Raw genomic sequence first — 16,207 nt, forward strand, 5'->3', positions numbered from 1 at the left:
TTCCTGCCGTAACAAATGTTGGATCCGCATCAATTCGCCGTCGCCGTTGTCTTGCCTTGGCGATAGTTGTCGATGACTACCGCGCGACGTTCCGCATCGATCGGGCTCATGCCGCGCGGGCCGACCAGATCCATGGGATTGGCAATCTGCGCCGCGAGATTGCTTTGGGAAGCGCACCCGAAATTGTACCAGTTCTTGTTGGCGAAGGTATTGTCCGAAAGATCCTCTGGCCATTGCCCGCACTGACCGGTCATGGCGGTAACGGCGACATAGCTCAGACGGATGGGGGAGGCGTCGCCATTGGGGGAAGCGGCATAACGCGTCTCTATGATCTTGCCCGGCGCCACACCCGCGCCGGAAAGCGTCGAGCGGATCTGTTTCGCCATTCGTGATGCGGCCGCCGAATTGGCCGATCCCGACGGGGTCTGAATATTGATGATCCCGGTCGACATCGACGCATAATTCTGGGCAAAACCGCGGACATTATCCGCCATCGCTGTGGTCAGCCGGCTGTCGCTGGCCGAGACCGGAATGTCCAGCGAATGCTCCGCTTCCGACAGGGTAATCGGGTGGCGTGTGCGATAATCGTCGGGAATGGCGTTGGTGGTCATCGGATCGCGCGCGCAGCCCTGCAACAGGCCGGCGGCAAGCGCGGCAACGACGAGGAGGCCGGCCCGTCTTCCGTAAAGGTGGGGGGAAAAGGAGGAATAGGGTTCCTTCATGACGTTTCCTGCCCTGACCGGGCTTGCTGTGAAGAGGGGATTTTGTGTGCGTGTCGTCATTTGTAGATGAACCCCACTGACCCCTGATAGGGCGCCGCCTGAACCTGGTCCTTGCGGCCGTAGACCTTGTTGACGCGGTTCATGAAGTACATGGCGGCGTCGTTTTCCGGATTGAAGTTATCGTCTGGCCGGGCGATCTGATTGCGGGCAACGGGCCGCACCAGATAGGGCGTTGCGATGATGACCAGTTCCGTTTCGTTGCGAAGGAAGTCCTTGCTGCGGAAAAGCGTGCCGAAAATCGGAATTTTCGACATGCCTGGAAGCCCGGACATTGCCTGGCGGATATTGTCCTGAACGAGACCTGCAATCACGATCGAACCGCCGGAGGGAAGCTCGACCGTTGTGGATGTTTCACGCTTGCGGACGGACATGTAGGTCGAACCTGGAATGCCTCGCCCGTAGTTTCCGGTGACGACATTGCCTTCATAAGTCGGTTCAGACACGTTGGTCTCGATCTTGAGACTTATCCTGCCGGGTGAAAGCACAACGGGCCTGAAGTTCAGAGTAATGCCGTAGTCGACTGTTTCCGTTTCGCGTTTGACGGTTGCGACGCCTGTTTCCTTGTCGAGCGAAACATCCTGTTCAGCAGCAATTCGAAAATCTCCGCCCACATAAAATTTGGCCTGTTCGCCGGAGATAGCGGTGAGGCTCGGTTCCGCCAATGTCCGCATTACCCCTGCCTGCTCCATGGCGTTGAGGTAAGAGGCAAATCGCAGTGAGCCGGAGCCTATCGCTCCGCTGGCTATGCGTGTGGCGCTGTCTATTGCGTTCCCAAGGTTGGAAGGATTTGCGAACTCGAAACCGTTGTTGCTTGTCGAGCTGCTGATCGAGCCGTTGAAGCCCAATTGCTTCAGCACCTGCCTGCTGACTTCGGCGACGGTCACCTTCAGGGTCACCTGATCCTCGCCCTCGATCGTCAGCATATTGACGATCTGCGATACTTGGCGATTTTCGGCAAAAATTGCCGCGTCGCCCCCATTGTCGCCACCCGTCAGCGAGATATTGCGGGTGGTGGCTTCACCGCCTTTCAGGAAGGCTTCAGCAAGCTGAACCGCACGCGCCGAATCTTGCGGCGTGCGTACCGATCCGGTGAGAACGATATTGTCCGAGACGATCTCGACTTTGATGTCGGATTCAGGAATGAAGCGACGAATATTGGCTTCAAGACCAACGATGTCCCGCTCTACTTCCAGATCAAGGCTGACGATTTCACGCCCACCATCGCCGAAAATAAAGATATTGGTCTGTCCTACCGTTTTTCCGAAGAGATAGATTCTTCTGGATGTACGCGTTACTGCGTCGGCGAGGCTGGGATCGGCGACAAGAATGTCATGGGCGTCCTCAGGCAGGTCGATGACCAGCGCCTTGTTGAGACCAAGCTTCAGCCGTTTGCGAATGCCTGATCCGCTCTCGGTAATACGCACGATGCTTGCACTTTGTGCTTCGGCTTCGCTAGTACCGAAAAATTCGGACGAATGCTGACCAGGAATGCCGGAAAAAGCTACGCAGAACGCAAGCCCGCCGAACATCGACGAACGCAGGTGTTGTTTGAGACGCCTTGTCATGAACCCCCTGCTCATTGTGATGCTCCTTGACCGCCCTTGACGATCGAGCCGGACTTGATCACCTGAATTTCGGGCTGCCCGGCGCCGCCATTGAGAAGATAATCCGCCGAAAGCGTGTCGTTTTCCTGTGCGTCGGCAACCGAGCGCAGAGCCAGTGTGAGGCGATCCGCCATCTGTTGCGCCACGGTTATGATCTTGGCCTGCTCCGGCGTCAGTTCCAGTGTCGCTGTTGCGCCAACCACCGCCGACGTACCGTCTTCGCCTTCCTTTATCTGCTGATCGATCGCCAGAACACGAACGTTGTTCAAAACATTCTCAGTCAAAAAGTTGCCGTTGTCGCCTTTGCGGACCATGATCACGTCAACACGGTCATTCGGCAGCACGAAACCACCTGCTCCAGTTGAAACCGAAATCTCTGTCGAAACGGCGCGTTTGCCGGCCGGTAAAAGCGAGGACATGATGCGAGCACTGGAATCGACGACTTTTTCCGGTCGGATCGGCTCGCCCTCGAACAATGGCAGCCGCACGACGGCGCCGGAAAGTTCGATGATCGCGTTCGGGCTTTTCGTTTCTGTTATGAAACTATCCACGACGTTGCCCTGTGGCCAGGGAGTCCAGCGTACCGAACTATCATTCAGGCGACTGCCGACCGGCAGATTGACCGACGAAACGAGAACGTTGACCGTCGGTTCTTTCTGGATGATCGTTTCCGCTTTTTCGATGACCTGCTTTGTGCCGGAAATTTTCATGGCGACAAGACCGGCAAGACCGGCGGCTATCAAAGCAACGGACAGAATGACGATACGCGAGGGTTTCATGCTCGATCCTTGAGGGAATCAGATTTTTCTCACCTCAGGATGGCGCGCTATTGGTATAATTATAGTTAATATTATGCTTGGATTTGTGGTTAACGGGCCTTTAATTTCTGCGATTGCAGTATTCTTTCACGAAAGACTGGCGACGGCAGCCTCTACGATCGGTGCGTTGCCATAGGTCAAAAAACCGGCAATGGCGATGCCGATCCCATAGGGAATTTTTTTTGCCACCAGCAGGGAATCAGGGATAGGAATGCCACTGGCCATGATTTCCTGCGAACGCGACCGCAAGAGCAGAACGCCGAGAGTTAGCAGGCCGCCAACGAAGGTCACCGAAAGTAGGAATTCTATAAGGGAAACGTTAAAGCCATACCACACCGCTGCGGCAGTCAATAACTTGGCATCTCCTCCGCCCATCACATTGGCGGCGAAAAGCGCGAAGCAGACAAAAAAAACAGCGGCGGCAGCTGCAAGGCTCATTGCAAAAGTCTGCCAGTCGATACCCGAAAAAGGTGCGGTCACAATGAATGACAGCAGTAAAATGAGCGGTATCCGGTTGGGTATTGTCATGCTCAAAAGATCTGTGAATGCCGCGAAGGCAAGGCAGAGCGGAAGCGTCAGAAAAATTGCGGCTACAACCATGAAGGAAACTCCCCCTTTATCTTGGCCAATTCCAAACGGATCACGGACGCATTTGGGCATTCGATACAATGCGAAAATGCCGCTCACAGTTGAGCGGCATTCGCAATTTGGCGGTCGATAGCTTATTAGAACGTCGTGTTTCGAGCGGTCTGCATCGTTGTGCCGATACGGTCAAAGAGGGCGTCGAGCTGCGTACCGACCATGCCTGCACCGCCTACGATTGCCACTGAAAGCAGAGCAGCGATCAGGCCGTATTCGATTGCAGTAGCACCGGATTCATCCTTGAGGAAACGAGCGAAAATCTTGGTCATAGGGTCTCTCCTAACTTGTGTTGGTTCAGCACGCCGACAACTGTTCTCCGTTGTTCGGTTGGGTTCAAACTATAACGGAGCGATTTCCAAGCGCTTAAAAAAAACGATTAACTCAAAGTAAACGGCAGGATGAGTTTCTCTTGGTAAATAAAGACAAAAAGTATTATCTGCATTTTTATATTTGCTGATAAACAAATACATTCAGGCGCTGGCCATTTCTCTCTTTCGGCAAAGTTTCCTTTAAAAGAGGCGCAGCTGTTCAGTTTTGACGCGGGGCGGATAGACGTGAAAATAACAATACATTACGAATGGTTACCATCCTCGTTGCGGATTTCCGCCATTTAACGCTTCATTCACTAAAACCGCGCATTCTGTGGAGCAATAAAGTGCGGGTAGTGAGCAAGGGCCAAACGCGTGTCATCCGGAAAACTGGCGAAAATTGTGGTCGGCTTGTCCGTCTTTCTATTGGGTTCGCTGCAGCCCGCCTTTGCTGAGGATGACATTTTGCGCGTTTCGATGAATCACGCCCGTGTCCTTCGTCTCGACCGCGCCGTCAGCAAGGTTATCGTCGGCAACTCCAAAGTCGCCGATGCCACGGTTGCCGATGCCACCACGATTGTTCTGACGGGTCGCAGTTTCGGCACGACCAATCTCGTGCTTCTGGATGCCGATGGCAATCCAATCGTGGATGAACGCATTCTCGTCTCCATCGACGAGGGCAATACGGTGCGTGTTTTCCGCCAAACGGAGCGGACCGTTCTGTCCTGTACGCCGAATTGCGAACAGCATTCGCAAAATAGTGGCGATAAAGACGCTCAGCCATAACAGGCCAGGTCAATCATATTTCAGACACGACAACAGGCCTTCCGACAAAAACGGAAGCGGCCTGTTCGTAGCTTTTCTGTAAGTGAAAAAGGCGAAAAAGCAACACGCTTCCCGGCGTTTACCGGTCGGCTATATGTTGCTGTTTTTTCGGCTAAGTTCTTGATCTGGCTAAGATCAAAAATGGAATGGTGCCCAGAAGAGGACTCGAACCTCCACACCCTTGCGAGTACCAGCACCTGAAGCTGGCGCGTCTACCAATTCCGCCATCTGGGCGACGGAGAGCGATGTACGAGGGCAGCCGCCCGGTGTCAACAGACTTTTTGAACTTTTATGACGATCATTGATTTTAAAGGTAAAAAACTTGGTTGGGGCTGTTGAAACATGTCGCCGGGTCAGGTGTCGAGCCCTTCATGCTTCGTTCTGTCCACATGGCCGAGATCGCGCTCCGGGTCGATGATGTCACGGATTCTCTGTTTGAGTTCTTTGGGACCGGGAAAACCGCCATCGCGTTTGCGTTCCCATATGGTCGTACCGTCCACGGTGATCTCGAACAGGCCGCCGGTTGAGGGAACGAGGCTGACTTCGCCGACATCGGAAGCAAAGGTCTGAAGGATTTCCTGCGCCATCCAGCCCGCCCGAAGCAGCCAGTTGCATTGCGTGCAATAGCGGATGGTTATGCGGGGTTTGGTCTCGGTCATCCTCAGGTCTCCTTCACCGCCCGGGAACAATGTTCACGATAATGTCAACTATAATACTCATGTTTTTACCGGGCATACGCTTGTTCTTATCATGCGGCTTTGCGAACAGAGAAGCTGTCGAAGGCTGAAACGTGGAGATCCTATGGCCCAGTTCGAGAATAATCGTCAGCGTCTTTTCGTTCCGGCGGTCGCACCGCTTTATAATGCGACACATGATCTGGTGGAGACGATCCTGCGCGTCACGGCCGGGCTTCTTCTTGTCACCCATGGTTTCGGCAAGATCGTCAATCCTTTCGGCGCAGTCGGCATGGTGGAGAGCCTCGGCTTTTATCCCGGCGTCTTCTGGTCGCCGCTGCTTGCCGCCACGGAATTTTTCGGCGGCATTCTGGTCGCCATCGGCCTGTTCACACGGCCGGCATCCTTCGCGGCCATGATCGTTCTTCTGGTAACGGTTTATTTTCACGGCATCGTAAAGGCGGAAGGTCTGGGCGGCGCGGAAAAATCGATCCTTTGGGCCGCGATTTTCCTGTTCTTTGCCGTTCGTGGTGGCAACCGGCATTCCGCAGACGCCAAGCTGGGGCGTGAATTCTAAGGCGCATCAGGTCAGGTCATCCCCCTGTCGTCGCACTGACGACGCCGCGGCTCTTGAAAATCGATTTTTCTCGTGGTGAAGCTGGATTCGATCGGCACTCTTGGCCGGTTGAATCCATTGTCGTTTCCACGAGGTCTTATGCGCGTCGCAATCATAGAAAACATGGCGGGTACGCCGCATGGGCAACTCGGCGTAGCGCTGGAAGAAGCGGCGGCGGAAATCCATGTCATCCGCGCCTATGCGGGTGAGCCTCTCCCAAGGGATGCCGCCGACCATGATGCGCTTGTCGTTCTGGGCGGCGAACAGAACGCGCTTGACGATGCGCTTTATCCCTATCTTGCCGATCTCGCCCTTCTCATGAAAGCCTTTGGCGATGCTGGTAAAGCGGTCATGGGTGTGTGCCTCGGCAGCCAGTTGCTGGCGCGCGCCTATGGCGGAGAGAATATTCTCTCGGGGCCGCCGGAGTTCGGCTGGCAGGATGTCTCCCTGACGGAAGAGGGCGTGTCCGATCCGCTATTGGCCGGGCTGGAAAAGACCTTCCCTATTTTTCAGTGGCATTGCGATACATTTACGCTTCCGCCGGACGCCACGCGCCTTGCGACCAATGGCGCGACACGAAATCAGGCCTTTCGCATCGGCCGGGCGGTCTATGGCACGCAATTCCATTTCGAGGCCTCGACCGCCGTGGTTGATGGCTGGTGCCAGGCGTTTCCTGCTTCCGTCGAAAGAATGTCGCCCGGCTGGCTGGAGAATTATCGTGACCACCGTGGCTTGCGCGCAGAAATGGCCGATGCAGCCGGGCTGGAAATCGCTCGAGCCTGGGTGCGGCTCATTCAGATCGGCGATTTTCCGTTGCGAAAGTGATCGAGGCCGAAAAGAGTTGCGGCTGATGGACTACCGCGCGAAAGGAGGCGCAAAGAACATGTACAAATTCGAAATCTATCAGGACAAGGCCGGCGAATATCGTTTCCGCTTCAAGGCATCCAACGGGGAAACAATGTTCTCGTCGGAAGGATACAAGGCGAAGGCGTCGGCCATCCATGCGATCGAATCGATCAAGAGAAACTCCCCCGGCGCCGACACTGTCGATCTGACCGCCATGACGGCCTGAGCCGCGCCGCCGCGCGAGAACTCGAACCGTTTCGCCTGCCAGAAATGACGGGCGCATCGGTGGGTGCCGACGTAAAGATAAGATTCAGTCTTTTTTGATAATCTTCCGTTAGCATTTGTATTTCGAGGTCTCCGGGCGGCATCAGAGTGCCCCCGATTTGTTTTGCGTACGGGTTCTCATGCGTTCATCGGCTGTGCCAGCACTTTTCTTCGGTTGCTTCCTGCTGGGAGGCTGCACGTCCAGTTCCGGGCCGGAAAGCCTGATGGCCGGCTTGCCCTCGAAGGAAACGACGAGTTCGGTCACGCCATCCGCGCCGGTGCCGCAGGCAGGCGTCGGTACCCAGGCCATAGCCGCCCAGCCACGGCAGGAAGTTCTGGCATGGGGCGGGCCGGTGCCTGACGAACCCAAGGCCTTTTCCGCTGTCACCCCCAGGGCGTCGTTAACGCAGAATGCACCTGAAATCCGTTTGCCGGTTCCGGCACAGGCGGCGGGAATGGTGCGGCCGGCGGAGCGCCCCACGATCAACCAGATGGAGCGTCCGGTCCAGTTGGCCATGGCTGCGGCCCCGGCGGCGAGCGCCGGTGCGCAGATCCGCTCGCGCATTTTCCGCTCCAGCTTCAGCGATGCGAAGCCGATCAATTTCGGCAGGGTCCAGCCGCGTCATTTCCAGGTCCACGGGGTGGATGTATCCCGCTGGCAGGCCAATATAAACTGGCCGCAGCTGCGCACGCGCGGCGCCAATTTCGCCTTCATCAAGGCGACGGATGGCGGCGACCATCTCGATCCGATGTTCCGCACCAACTGGCAGCGCGCGAAGGAAGCGGGCATTCGTCGCGGCGCTTACCACTTCTTCTACTGGTGCCGCAACGCCAGCGAACAGGCGGACTGGTTCATTCGCAATGTACCGCGCGACCCGGACGCCCTGCCGCCGGTCATCGACGTGGAATATAACGGCGAATCGAGCTGCAAGATGCGCCATTCGCGCGAACGCGTTCTGGAAAAGATGCGCGTCTTCATGGACAAGCTCGAGCGCCATTACGGCCAGCGGCCGATCATTTATACGGCGCCCGATTTTTACAAGGACAACCTCCAGGGCGAATTCCAAGATTATCCCTTCTGGCTGCGCGCCGTCGCCCAGCATCCGTCGGTGGTTTATCCCGGCCGCAAGTGGCTGTTCTGGCAATATTCGGGTTCCGGCCTGTCGCACGGCGTCGATGGCCGCATCGATCTCAATGTCTTCAACGGCAGTGAGGATGCATGGCATCGCTGGGTGGACCGCCGTTCGAGCTGACGATGGCGGCCGTCAGCGCGCGAATTTTCGCGCGCCTGCAACGCAGAGCACCACAACAAGCGTAACGGTGATCATGGCCGGGCTCACCTCCTCATGCAGCAGGGTTGCGGCAAGTGCCAGCCCGAAGAAGGGCTGAAGCAATTGCAGTTGGCCCACGGCGGCGATGCCGCCAAGCGCCAGTCCGCGATACCAGAAGATGAAGCCGATCAGCATGCTGAACAGGGAAACATAGGCAAGTCCGGCCCAGGCCTGCGGGTCGATGCCGGCGAGCGTTTCCGGACCGGTGAAGAAAGCAAGCGGCAGCATTACCGGCAGGGAAAGAGCCAGCGCCCAGGAAATGACCTGCCAGCCGCCCAGCTTGCGGGAAAGCGCAGCGCCCTCCGCATAACCGAGCCCGCAGACGATGATTGCGCCGAGCATCAGAAGATCGCCGGCAAGCGAGGCCTCGATCCCGGCGGCAAACGAATTCGACAGCGAAAACCCCGCAACAAGCGCGCTTCCAAGACAGGAAAAGAGCCAGAAGACGGGGCGTGGGCGTTCTCCGCCGCGCAGCACCGCGAAGATTGCTGTTGCAAGCGGCAAGAGCCCCACGAAAACGATGGAATGCGCCGAGGTGACATGCCGCAGGGCGAGTGCGGTTAGTAACGGGAAGCCCACCACGACACCGAGCGAGACGATGAAAAGCGATGTCAGGTCATCGCGCGCCGGGCGCTTCTGCCTGAACAGAAACAGCAGCGCCAGCGCCAGCAGGCCGGCAATGCTGGCGCGGGCGACGGTCAGGAACACCGGATCGAAACCCGTTACCGCAATGCGTGTCGCGGGCAGCGAACCGCTGAATATCACCACGCCTGTCAGGCCGCTCAGCCAGCCGCTCGTCGTCTTGTCCATTGTCAACTCCTGCGTTTTGCCTTTCTTGATCCGGAATGGCTGGCAGGAACAGCGACAATCATATACAATTTCAACAAACTGTTATGGTATCATAAGCGGTACGGTTGGAGGAAGTGTGGACGGACAAGTCGCTGCGGGCACGCGCATAGAAAAGGTGATGGCAAGTGTGCGGCAACGCATCGCCTCGCGCAGCCTCGTGCCGGGCGCGCGCCTGCCGTCGGTAAGGGCGCTGGCGAAGACCATGCAGGTTTCCACCTCCACCGTTGTCGAGGCCTATGACCGGCTCGTGGCGGATGGTACGATAAGCTCGCGTCCCGGCTCAGGTTTTTTTGTTTCGGGCCCGCTTGCGCCCCTGTCGCTCGCCGATATCGAGCCGCAGCTTGACAGGGCGGTGGATCCTCTATGGGTCTCTCGGCAGGCGCTCGATGAAGGTTCCGTTCTCGCCAAACCCGGCTGCGGCTGGCTTCCCGCATCGTGGATGCCGCAGGAGGCGTTGAGGCGGGCGATGCGCGGGCTTGCCCGCGCCGACGCCTCCCTGCTGACGGATTATGGCAACCCGATGGGGCTGTTGCCGCTGCGGCAGCTTCTGTCACGCAGGCTGGCCGAACACGGGGTACAGGCGGGCGCCAGCCAGATCATGCTCACCGATTCAGGCACGCAGGCGATCGATCTTCTGTGCCGTTTCCTGCTGCAACCGGGTGATACGGTTGTTGTCGATGACCCATGCTACTTCAATTTCCATGCTCTTTTGCGGGCACATCGGGTGAAGATCGTCGGTGTTCCCTATACGCCGACCGGACCGGATCTGGCACTTTTCGAGCAGGCGCTGAAAGACCATCAGCCCCGGCTTTATATCACCAATTCCGCAATCCATAATCCGACAGGTGCAAGGCTTTCCGCCGTTTCCGCCCATCGCCTGCTGATGCTCGCCGAGCAGGTGGGGCTGACCATCATCGAGGATGATATTTTTGCCGATTTCGAAACCCAGGCTGCGCCCCGGCTGGCGGCCTTCGACGGTCTGAACCGCGTCGTCCAGATAGGCAGTTTTTCAAAAACACTGTCGGCCTCCGTGCGGTGCGGTTTCATTGCGGCACCCATGGCTTGGGTGGAAGCCCTGACCGATCTCAAGATCGCCACCACTTTTGGCGGAACGCATTTTTCGGCGGCGCTGGTCCTGTCGCTTTTGACCGATGGCAGTTACCGCAAGCATGTCGAGGCGCTGAGGCAGCGTCTTGCGGCAACGATGCCGGAGGTGGCGGCGCGTCTGAGGTCGGTCGGATGTGTGCCGTGGATCGAACCGCAGGCGGGCATGTTTTTATGGTGCCGCCTGCCGGACGGGGTTGATGCCGCCGATGTGGCGCGCCGCGCGCTTTCGCGGCAGGTGGTGCTGGCCCCCGGCAATGTGTTCAGTTCCTCGCAGAACGCCTCCGGTTTCATGCGTTTCAATGTGTCGCAAATGGCAGGTCCGCAGGTCATGACGGTGCTGGCGGAGGCGCTTCAGCAAGCGCCCGAACCTTGTCGGTTGTAAGCGTTCTGGAGGGAATCGGAACAAAATCCCGTGAACGTCGTTTTCTCCGCAGAATGAAGAGGAGGAAACACCATGACATTCGATCCCAACAACCCGCGTCCGGACCGCGATCTTCGTCCGGAAGTGAATATCAGCAATGAACCGCGTGCCCGCACGTCGTCGTCCTGGGTGCCGTGGTTGGCGATCATCGTCGTCGTATTGGTGGGCGTTTTCGCCTGGTCGCAGATGAGCGGCCCGACCACCGATCCGGCCACGACATCCTCCACCACGCCGCCTGCGGCAACGGATCAGGCACCGGCGCCCATGGCTCCGACCGCTCCGGCAACACCGCCTGCGAACAACACCGCACCGGCAAGCCCGAATACGGGCGGCACGCAGACCCAGCCGTAACGGGCCTATTGATATGATAAAACCGCCTGCCTCCGGGGCAGGCGGTTTTTCTTTGCGGCCCTCATCCGCGCCCTAAAGCTGCTCCATCGCAGAAGGGTGGTTGGAAACGTTGGACCAACGGCTGATGGATTCCTGTGCCAATCGCGAAAGGGCAATGCTCCCGAAACGGGATAGCAGAATGTTTTCCGCCTCTTTCATGGCGTCGAAAAGTGCTGCATTGACGGCCTGTTCAATGACGCAGTTCGGATTGTCGCCCGCCAAGCCGATCGAGAACAGTTCCGGCGCGCCAAGCGCCCGGTAAATATCGAGCAGCGTGATTTCGCTGAGCGGCCGCGCCAGCACCCACCCGCCGCCATGGCCTTTTTCCGAAGAGACATAACCATGCTCGCGCAAGCCGGCCATCGTCCTGCGCACTACCACCGGATTGGTCTGAAGCATCGCCGCGATGCTCTCGGATGTCGCCGCACCCTTATGATTTTCCATATGGATCAGAATATGCAGCACCCGTGAAAGGCGCGTGTCGTGTCTCATTGTCCAACCCCGTCTGTTTACACCGACGCTACCACTTTCGAGGTGACGTAACAATATAAGTTGCGTGACTATTGACTCCGAAAATCACGTAACAATATAAGTATCGTGAAATGAACGGGCACTTCCGCCTCTTTCCTGAAACGATGGGTGCATCATGAAATTCGACGTCATCATTATCGGCGGCAGCTATGCCGGCCTCTCGGCCGCCTTGCAGCTTGGACGTGCCAGAAAAAACATTCTGGTGGTGGACGCTGGGGAACGGAGAAACCGTTTCGCCAGCCATTCCCACGGTTTTCTCGGCCAGGATGGAAAGGCGCCGGGTGAAATTATCGCCGAGGCGCGCCGCCAGATCGAACGTTACCCGACCATAGATTGGGCTGAGGGCAGGGTGACCGATGCCGAAGGCTCCTTCGGCGATTTTGTAGTCGAGATCGATGGCAAACGCCGTGAGACAGCGGACCGGCTGATCCTCGCCATGGGCGTCGCCGATGAATTGCCTGCTATTGCCGGGCTGAAAGAGCATTGGGGCTCTTCGGTCTTCCATTGCCCCTATTGCCATGGTTACGAGCTCAATCAGGAAAAGATCGGCGTCATCGCCGCTTCACCTTTGGCCATTCACCACGCATTGATGCTCCCTGACTGGGGCGAGACGACTTTTTTCACCAATGGCGTATTCGAGCCGGATGGGGATCAGCAGGCATCGTTGGCGGCCCGGGGCGTGCGGGTGGAAACAAGCATCATCCGGGAAATTACGGGGCATGCGGATGTCGTTCTGGCGGATGGACGCAGCATCGCATTGGCTGGCCTTTTCACCCAGCCTAAATTGCGTATCGCCTCGAACTGGCTGGAAAAACTTGGCTGCGCCGTGGAGGAGGGGCCGATGGGATCGACCATCGTGACAGATCCCATGAAACAGACCACCGCCCGCGGTATCTTCGCCTGCGGTGATGTGGCAAGGCCTGCCGGCTCGGTCGCCCTTTCGGTGGGAGACGGCGCCATGGCGGGTGCTGCGGCTCACCGGTCAATCCTGTTTCCGGAATGATCAATGCGAAACAAGGTTCAGCCAGCGGCCCGGCGGCATGCCGAAGGCATTTTTGAAATGCCGGGTAAAATGCGCCTGATCCGCAAAACCGCAGGCAAATGCCGTTTCCGCAAGGCCCGCACCCGCACGCATCATCTCTTTGCATTTTTGCAGTCGGCGCATGATGAGATAACGGTGCGGGCTGGTGCCGAACAGGAAGCGAAAGTGCCGAAAGAGCGTGAAGCGGTCGAGCCCGCTTATCCGTTCCAGCTCTTCAGAACCGACGGTGTCGGCGCTATTCTCCAGCAGATAGTCCCGGCACCGTAAAACGGCGATACGGTCGATCCGTTTGATGGTTCTGGCGCTTCCGTTTGAATGTTTCCAGAGCAAATCCGCCAGTCTCGACTGCCAGTCGGTGAGAAGCAGATTGTCCGGCGCGCCTTCCAGATTGCCAAGCGCCTCGATGAGGCATTGCCGGAATTCCTCATCCTCGATGACGGGATTCTGGGCGAAGGGCAGCGCATTATATCCCGCCTCAGTCGCTTTTTCGGGCGGAAGATAAAGCATGCGGTAGCGCAGGCCTTCATCGGTGCCTGCGCCGCCATCGTGGACTTCGTCCGGATGCAGCACGATGACCCTTCCGGGCGTGCTGAAATGCGATTTCCCCCGATAGGAAAAGGTCTGGACGCCGGAAAGCGTGACACCCAGCGCATAGGTATCATGACGGTGCGGCGCATAGGCGTTGCCATGAAAGCGCGCTTCGATGCGCTCTATGCCTTCGCTGGAGGGCGCCTGCACGATCCCTTCGAATTTGCACGAACGTTCAAGATCGCCGACGCCCCGAGGCGCTAGGATCGCTTCTCTTTCGTAACCACAGCCAGATTGAGTTCGCATGTTTGATACCAAGATCGCCGTCATCCTTCGCGATGACCTTGCCGTGTGGCAAAAACTGAACGTTACCGCATTTCTCATGTCCGGGATCGTCGCCCAGACCAAGGAGATCATTGGAGAACCATACCGCGACGGGGCGGGCAACGTCTATAATCCCCTGTCCGTCCAGCCAATTGTCGTCATGGCCACGGATCAGGAATCGCTGCGCAAAATCCACCAGCGATCCCTCGAGCGCGACGTCACGACATCGCTTTATATCGAGGAAATGTTCGCCACCGGGCACGATGTCGCCAATCGCCAGGTATTTTCGGAGTTTTCACCGGAGAATGCCAAGGTGGTTGGCATGGCGCTGAGGGCCGACAGGAAGATCGTCGACAAGATCACCAAGGGTGCGAAGCTGCACGCGTGATCCTGAACGCAAAAGGGAGGCTGTGGGGCCTCCCTTCCATAGCGATGGCAATATGATTTTGCCGCTTATTCGTCGTTCATCTTCAAAGCGGCGATAAACGCTTCCTGCGGAATTTCCACCTTGCCGAACTGGCGCATGCGCTTCTTGCCTTCCTTCTGCTTGTCCAGAAGTTTGCGCTTACGCGTCGCGTCGCCGCCATAGCACTTCGCCGTTACGTCCTTGCGCAGCGCGCGCACGGTTTCGCGGGCGATGACCTTGCCGCCGATAGCCGCCTGGATCGGAATCTGGAACATGTGCGGCGGAATGAGTTCCTTCAGCTTTTCGCACATGCCACGCCCGCGCCGGTCGGCCGCCGAGCGGTGGACCAGCATGGAGAGCGCATCCACCGGATCGCCGTTTACGAGGATCGACATCTTGACGAGATCACCTTCGCGATAGTCGATGATGTTGTAATCGAACGAGGCGTAACCCTTGGAGATGGATTTCAGCCGGTCGTAGAAATCGAACACCACTTCGTTGAGCGGCAGTTCATAGGTGATCATCGCACGGTTGCCGACATAGGTCAGCTCCGTCTGCAGGCCGCGCCGGTCCTGACAGAGTTTCAGGATGCCGCCGAGATATTCGTCCGGCGTCATGATCGTCGCCTTGATCCACGGCTCGCGGATTTCCTTGATCTTCACAACGTCGGGCATGTCGGCCGGGTTGTGCAGTTCCTTCTCCGTGCCATCGGTCAGCGTCATTTCATAGACGACCGAAGGTGCGGTGGCGACGAGATCGAGATTGAACTCGCGCTCGAGGCGTTCCTGAATGATTTCGAGATGCAGCAGGCCGAGGAAGCCGCAGCGGAAACCGAAACCGAGAGCGGCGGAGGATTCCATTTCGAAGGAGAAGGAAGCGTCGTTGAGGCGAAGCTTGCCCACCGCCGCACGCAAATCTTCGAAGTCGGCCGCATCGACCGGGAAAAGGCCGCAGAACACCACGGGCTGCGCGGGTTTGAAGCCGGGCAGGGCCTGCGCCGTCGGGCGCTTGTCGTCGGTGATGGTATCGCCAACACGGGTATCGGCAACTTCCTTGATCGAGGCGGTGATGAAGCCGATCTCGCCGGGGCCGAGGCTGTCGACATTGACCATCTTCGGAGTCAGCACGCCGACGCGCTCGATGCCGTATTTCGCGCCCGAACCCATCATGCGGATCTGCTGGCCCTTGCTCAGCACGCCATCGATGATGCGCACCAGAACCATGACGCCGAGATAGGTGTCGTACCAGCTATCGACCAGCAGCGCCTTCAGCGGTCCGTTTTCGCCGACCTCGCTCTTCGGCGGCGGCAGACGGTGGACGATGGCTTCCAGAACATCGGGAATGCCAAGACCGGTCTTGGCGGAAATCATCACGGCGTCGGAGGCGTCGATGCCGATCACCTCTTCGATCTGCTCCTTGATGCGGTCAGGTTCGGCCGCCGGCAGGTCGATCTTGTTGAGCACCGTCACCAGCTCGTGATTGTTGTCGATCGCCTGATAAACGTTGGCGAGCGTCTGGGCTTCCACACCCTGCGATGCATCGACCACCAGTAGCGAACCTTCGCAGGCCGAAAGCGAGCGGGACACTTCATAAGCGAAGTCGACGTGGCCGGGCGTGTCGATGAGGTTCAGCACATAGGTTTCGCCGTTATTCGCCTTGTAGTGCAGGCGCACGGTCTGGGCCTTGATGGTGATGCCACGCTCGCGCTCGATATCCATCGAATCGAGAACCTGTTCCGACATGTCGCGTTCGGCAAGACCGCCCGTCGACTGGATCAACCGGTCGGCCAGCGTCGATTTGCCGTGATCGATGTGGGCAACGATCGAGAAGTTGCGGATATGGTCCAGGGGCGTGCGGGTCGAATTTGTGCTCATGTCCCGCGCTATAGCAGGGGCTTGT

19 protein-coding genes and 1 tRNA gene are annotated in these 16,207 nt (G+C 57.8%); 9 read left to right on the forward strand and 11 right to left on the reverse strand.

The features are described from left to right. Positions 1 to 29: 29 nt before the first annotated feature. The 5 genes from F3H58_RS15440 to F3H58_RS15460 form a co-directional block, all read right to left on the reverse strand. Entirely contained in the window at positions 30 to 722 is a 693-nt protein-coding gene (locus F3H58_RS15440) for a CpaD family pilus assembly protein (RefSeq protein ID WP_149742794.1), read from the reverse strand. A gap of 56 nt (positions 723 to 778) precedes the next feature. Next, the gene (locus F3H58_RS15445; protein WP_149742795.1) at positions 779 to 2,362 is read right to left on the reverse strand and encodes a type II and III secretion system protein family protein; all 1,584 of its coding nucleotides are present in this window, start codon (positions 2,360 to 2,362) and stop codon (positions 779 to 781) included. Next, positions 2,359 to 3,165 (reverse strand): Flp pilus assembly protein CpaB, encoded by an 807-nt coding sequence (gene cpaB / locus F3H58_RS15450; RefSeq protein WP_149742796.1) that lies wholly within the window; start codon positions 3,163 to 3,165, stop codon positions 2,359 to 2,361. The genes F3H58_RS15445 and cpaB overlap by 4 nt, the downstream gene beginning before the upstream one ends. Positions 3,166 to 3,291: 126 nt before the next feature. After that, positions 3,292 to 3,804: an A24 family peptidase gene (locus F3H58_RS15455; protein ID WP_149742797.1), complete on the reverse strand. Its 513-nt coding sequence runs from the start codon at positions 3,802 to 3,804 to the stop codon at positions 3,292 to 3,294. Between the two features lie 125 nt (positions 3,805 to 3,929). Beyond that, positions 3,930 to 4,115 (reverse strand): Flp family type IVb pilin, encoded by a 186-nt coding sequence (locus F3H58_RS15460; RefSeq protein WP_125145139.1) that lies wholly within the window; start codon positions 4,113 to 4,115, stop codon positions 3,930 to 3,932. Positions 4,116 to 4,529: 414 nt separating this feature from the next. Between F3H58_RS15460 and F3H58_RS15470 the strand changes: the two genes are divergently transcribed. Next, positions 4,530 to 4,940 (forward strand): pilus assembly protein N-terminal domain-containing protein, encoded by a 411-nt coding sequence (locus F3H58_RS15470; protein ID WP_188128938.1) that lies wholly within the window; start codon positions 4,530 to 4,532, stop codon positions 4,938 to 4,940. A gap of 186 nt (positions 4,941 to 5,126) precedes the next feature. Here F3H58_RS15470 and F3H58_RS15475 read toward each other — a convergent pair. Together F3H58_RS15475 and F3H58_RS15480 are read right to left on the reverse strand one after the other, a co-directional pair. Beyond that, positions 5,127 to 5,213 (reverse strand) — tRNA-Leu (locus F3H58_RS15475). A 119-nt stretch (positions 5,214 to 5,332) separates the two neighbouring features. Beyond that, entirely contained in the window at positions 5,333 to 5,638 is a 306-nt protein-coding gene (locus F3H58_RS15480) for an Rdx family protein (protein ID WP_003524477.1), read from the reverse strand. 142 nt (positions 5,639 to 5,780) lie between these two features. Here F3H58_RS15480 and F3H58_RS15485 point away from each other — a divergent pair, with 142 nt between their 5' ends. The 4 genes from F3H58_RS15485 (at position 5,781) to F3H58_RS15500 (ending at position 8,632) form a co-directional block, all read left to right on the forward strand. Further along, entirely contained in the window at positions 5,781 to 6,230 is a 450-nt protein-coding gene (locus tag F3H58_RS15485) for a DoxX family protein (RefSeq protein ID WP_149742798.1), read from the forward strand. Positions 6,231 to 6,368: 138 nt separating this feature from the next. Then, the gene (locus F3H58_RS15490; protein ID WP_188128939.1) at positions 6,369 to 7,094 is read left to right on the forward strand and encodes a type 1 glutamine amidotransferase; all 726 of its coding nucleotides are present in this window, start codon (positions 6,369 to 6,371) and stop codon (positions 7,092 to 7,094) included. Positions 7,095 to 7,152: 58 nt separating this feature from the next. After that, on the forward strand, positions 7,153 to 7,341 hold the full coding sequence (locus F3H58_RS15495) for a YegP family protein (RefSeq protein WP_059759498.1): 189 nt from the start codon (positions 7,153 to 7,155) through the stop codon (positions 7,339 to 7,341). A 178-nt stretch (positions 7,342 to 7,519) separates the two neighbouring features. Beyond that, the gene (locus F3H58_RS15500) at positions 7,520 to 8,632 is read left to right on the forward strand and encodes a glycoside hydrolase family 25 protein (RefSeq protein ID WP_149742799.1); all 1,113 of its coding nucleotides are present in this window, start codon (positions 7,520 to 7,522) and stop codon (positions 8,630 to 8,632) included. Between the two features lie 12 nt (positions 8,633 to 8,644). Here the strand turns inward: F3H58_RS15500 and F3H58_RS15505 are convergent, their stop codons facing one another. Further along, a complete protein-coding gene (locus tag F3H58_RS15505; RefSeq protein ID WP_149742800.1) occupies positions 8,645 to 9,520 on the reverse strand; it encodes a DMT family transporter in 876 nt (291 codons plus the stop codon). A gap of 115 nt (positions 9,521 to 9,635) precedes the next feature. Between F3H58_RS15505 and F3H58_RS15510 the strand changes: the two genes are divergently transcribed. Both F3H58_RS15510 and F3H58_RS15515 read left to right on the forward strand, forming a co-directional pair. Continuing rightward, positions 9,636 to 11,048, forward strand: coding sequence for an aminotransferase-like domain-containing protein (locus F3H58_RS15510; protein ID WP_188128940.1), 1,413 nt, complete (start codon positions 9,636 to 9,638; stop codon positions 11,046 to 11,048). Positions 11,049 to 11,120: 72 nt separating this feature from the next. Further along, a complete protein-coding gene (locus tag F3H58_RS15515) occupies positions 11,121 to 11,438 on the forward strand; it encodes a hypothetical protein (RefSeq protein WP_003524488.1) in 318 nt (105 codons plus the stop codon). Between the two features lie 72 nt (positions 11,439 to 11,510). Here the strand turns inward: F3H58_RS15515 and F3H58_RS15520 are convergent, their stop codons facing one another. After that, complete coding sequence (locus F3H58_RS15520; protein WP_149742801.1) at positions 11,511 to 11,969, reverse strand: Rrf2 family transcriptional regulator; 459 nt, start codon at positions 11,967 to 11,969, stop codon at positions 11,511 to 11,513. A 154-nt stretch (positions 11,970 to 12,123) separates the two neighbouring features. Between F3H58_RS15520 and F3H58_RS15525 the strand changes: the two genes are divergently transcribed. After that, on the forward strand, positions 12,124 to 13,011 hold the full coding sequence (locus F3H58_RS15525; protein WP_149742802.1) for an NAD(P)/FAD-dependent oxidoreductase: 888 nt from the start codon (positions 12,124 to 12,126) through the stop codon (positions 13,009 to 13,011). On the opposite strand, the gene F3H58_RS15530 is transcribed toward F3H58_RS15525, so the two are convergent. Further along, a complete protein-coding gene (locus F3H58_RS15530; protein WP_188128946.1) occupies positions 13,012 to 13,788 on the reverse strand; it encodes an AraC family transcriptional regulator in 777 nt (258 codons plus the stop codon). It abuts the gene before it with no gap. Between the two features lie 94 nt (positions 13,789 to 13,882). On the opposite strand from F3H58_RS15530, the gene F3H58_RS15535 reads away from it, so the two are divergent. Continuing rightward, entirely contained in the window at positions 13,883 to 14,290 is a 408-nt protein-coding gene (locus F3H58_RS15535; protein WP_149742804.1) for a DUF2000 family protein, read from the forward strand. A gap of 65 nt (positions 14,291 to 14,355) precedes the next feature. Here F3H58_RS15535 and lepA read toward each other — a convergent pair whose 3' ends face one another. Continuing rightward, entirely contained in the window at positions 14,356 to 16,194 is a 1,839-nt protein-coding gene (lepA, locus tag F3H58_RS15540) for a translation elongation factor 4 (RefSeq protein ID WP_188128947.1), read from the reverse strand. Between the last annotated feature and the right edge of the window lie 13 nt (positions 16,195 to 16,207).

This window comes from Rhizobium sp. NFACC06-2 (assembly GCF_900101425.1).
Taxonomy (GTDB): Bacteria; Pseudomonadota; Alphaproteobacteria; order Rhizobiales; family Rhizobiaceae; genus Agrobacterium; species Agrobacterium leguminum.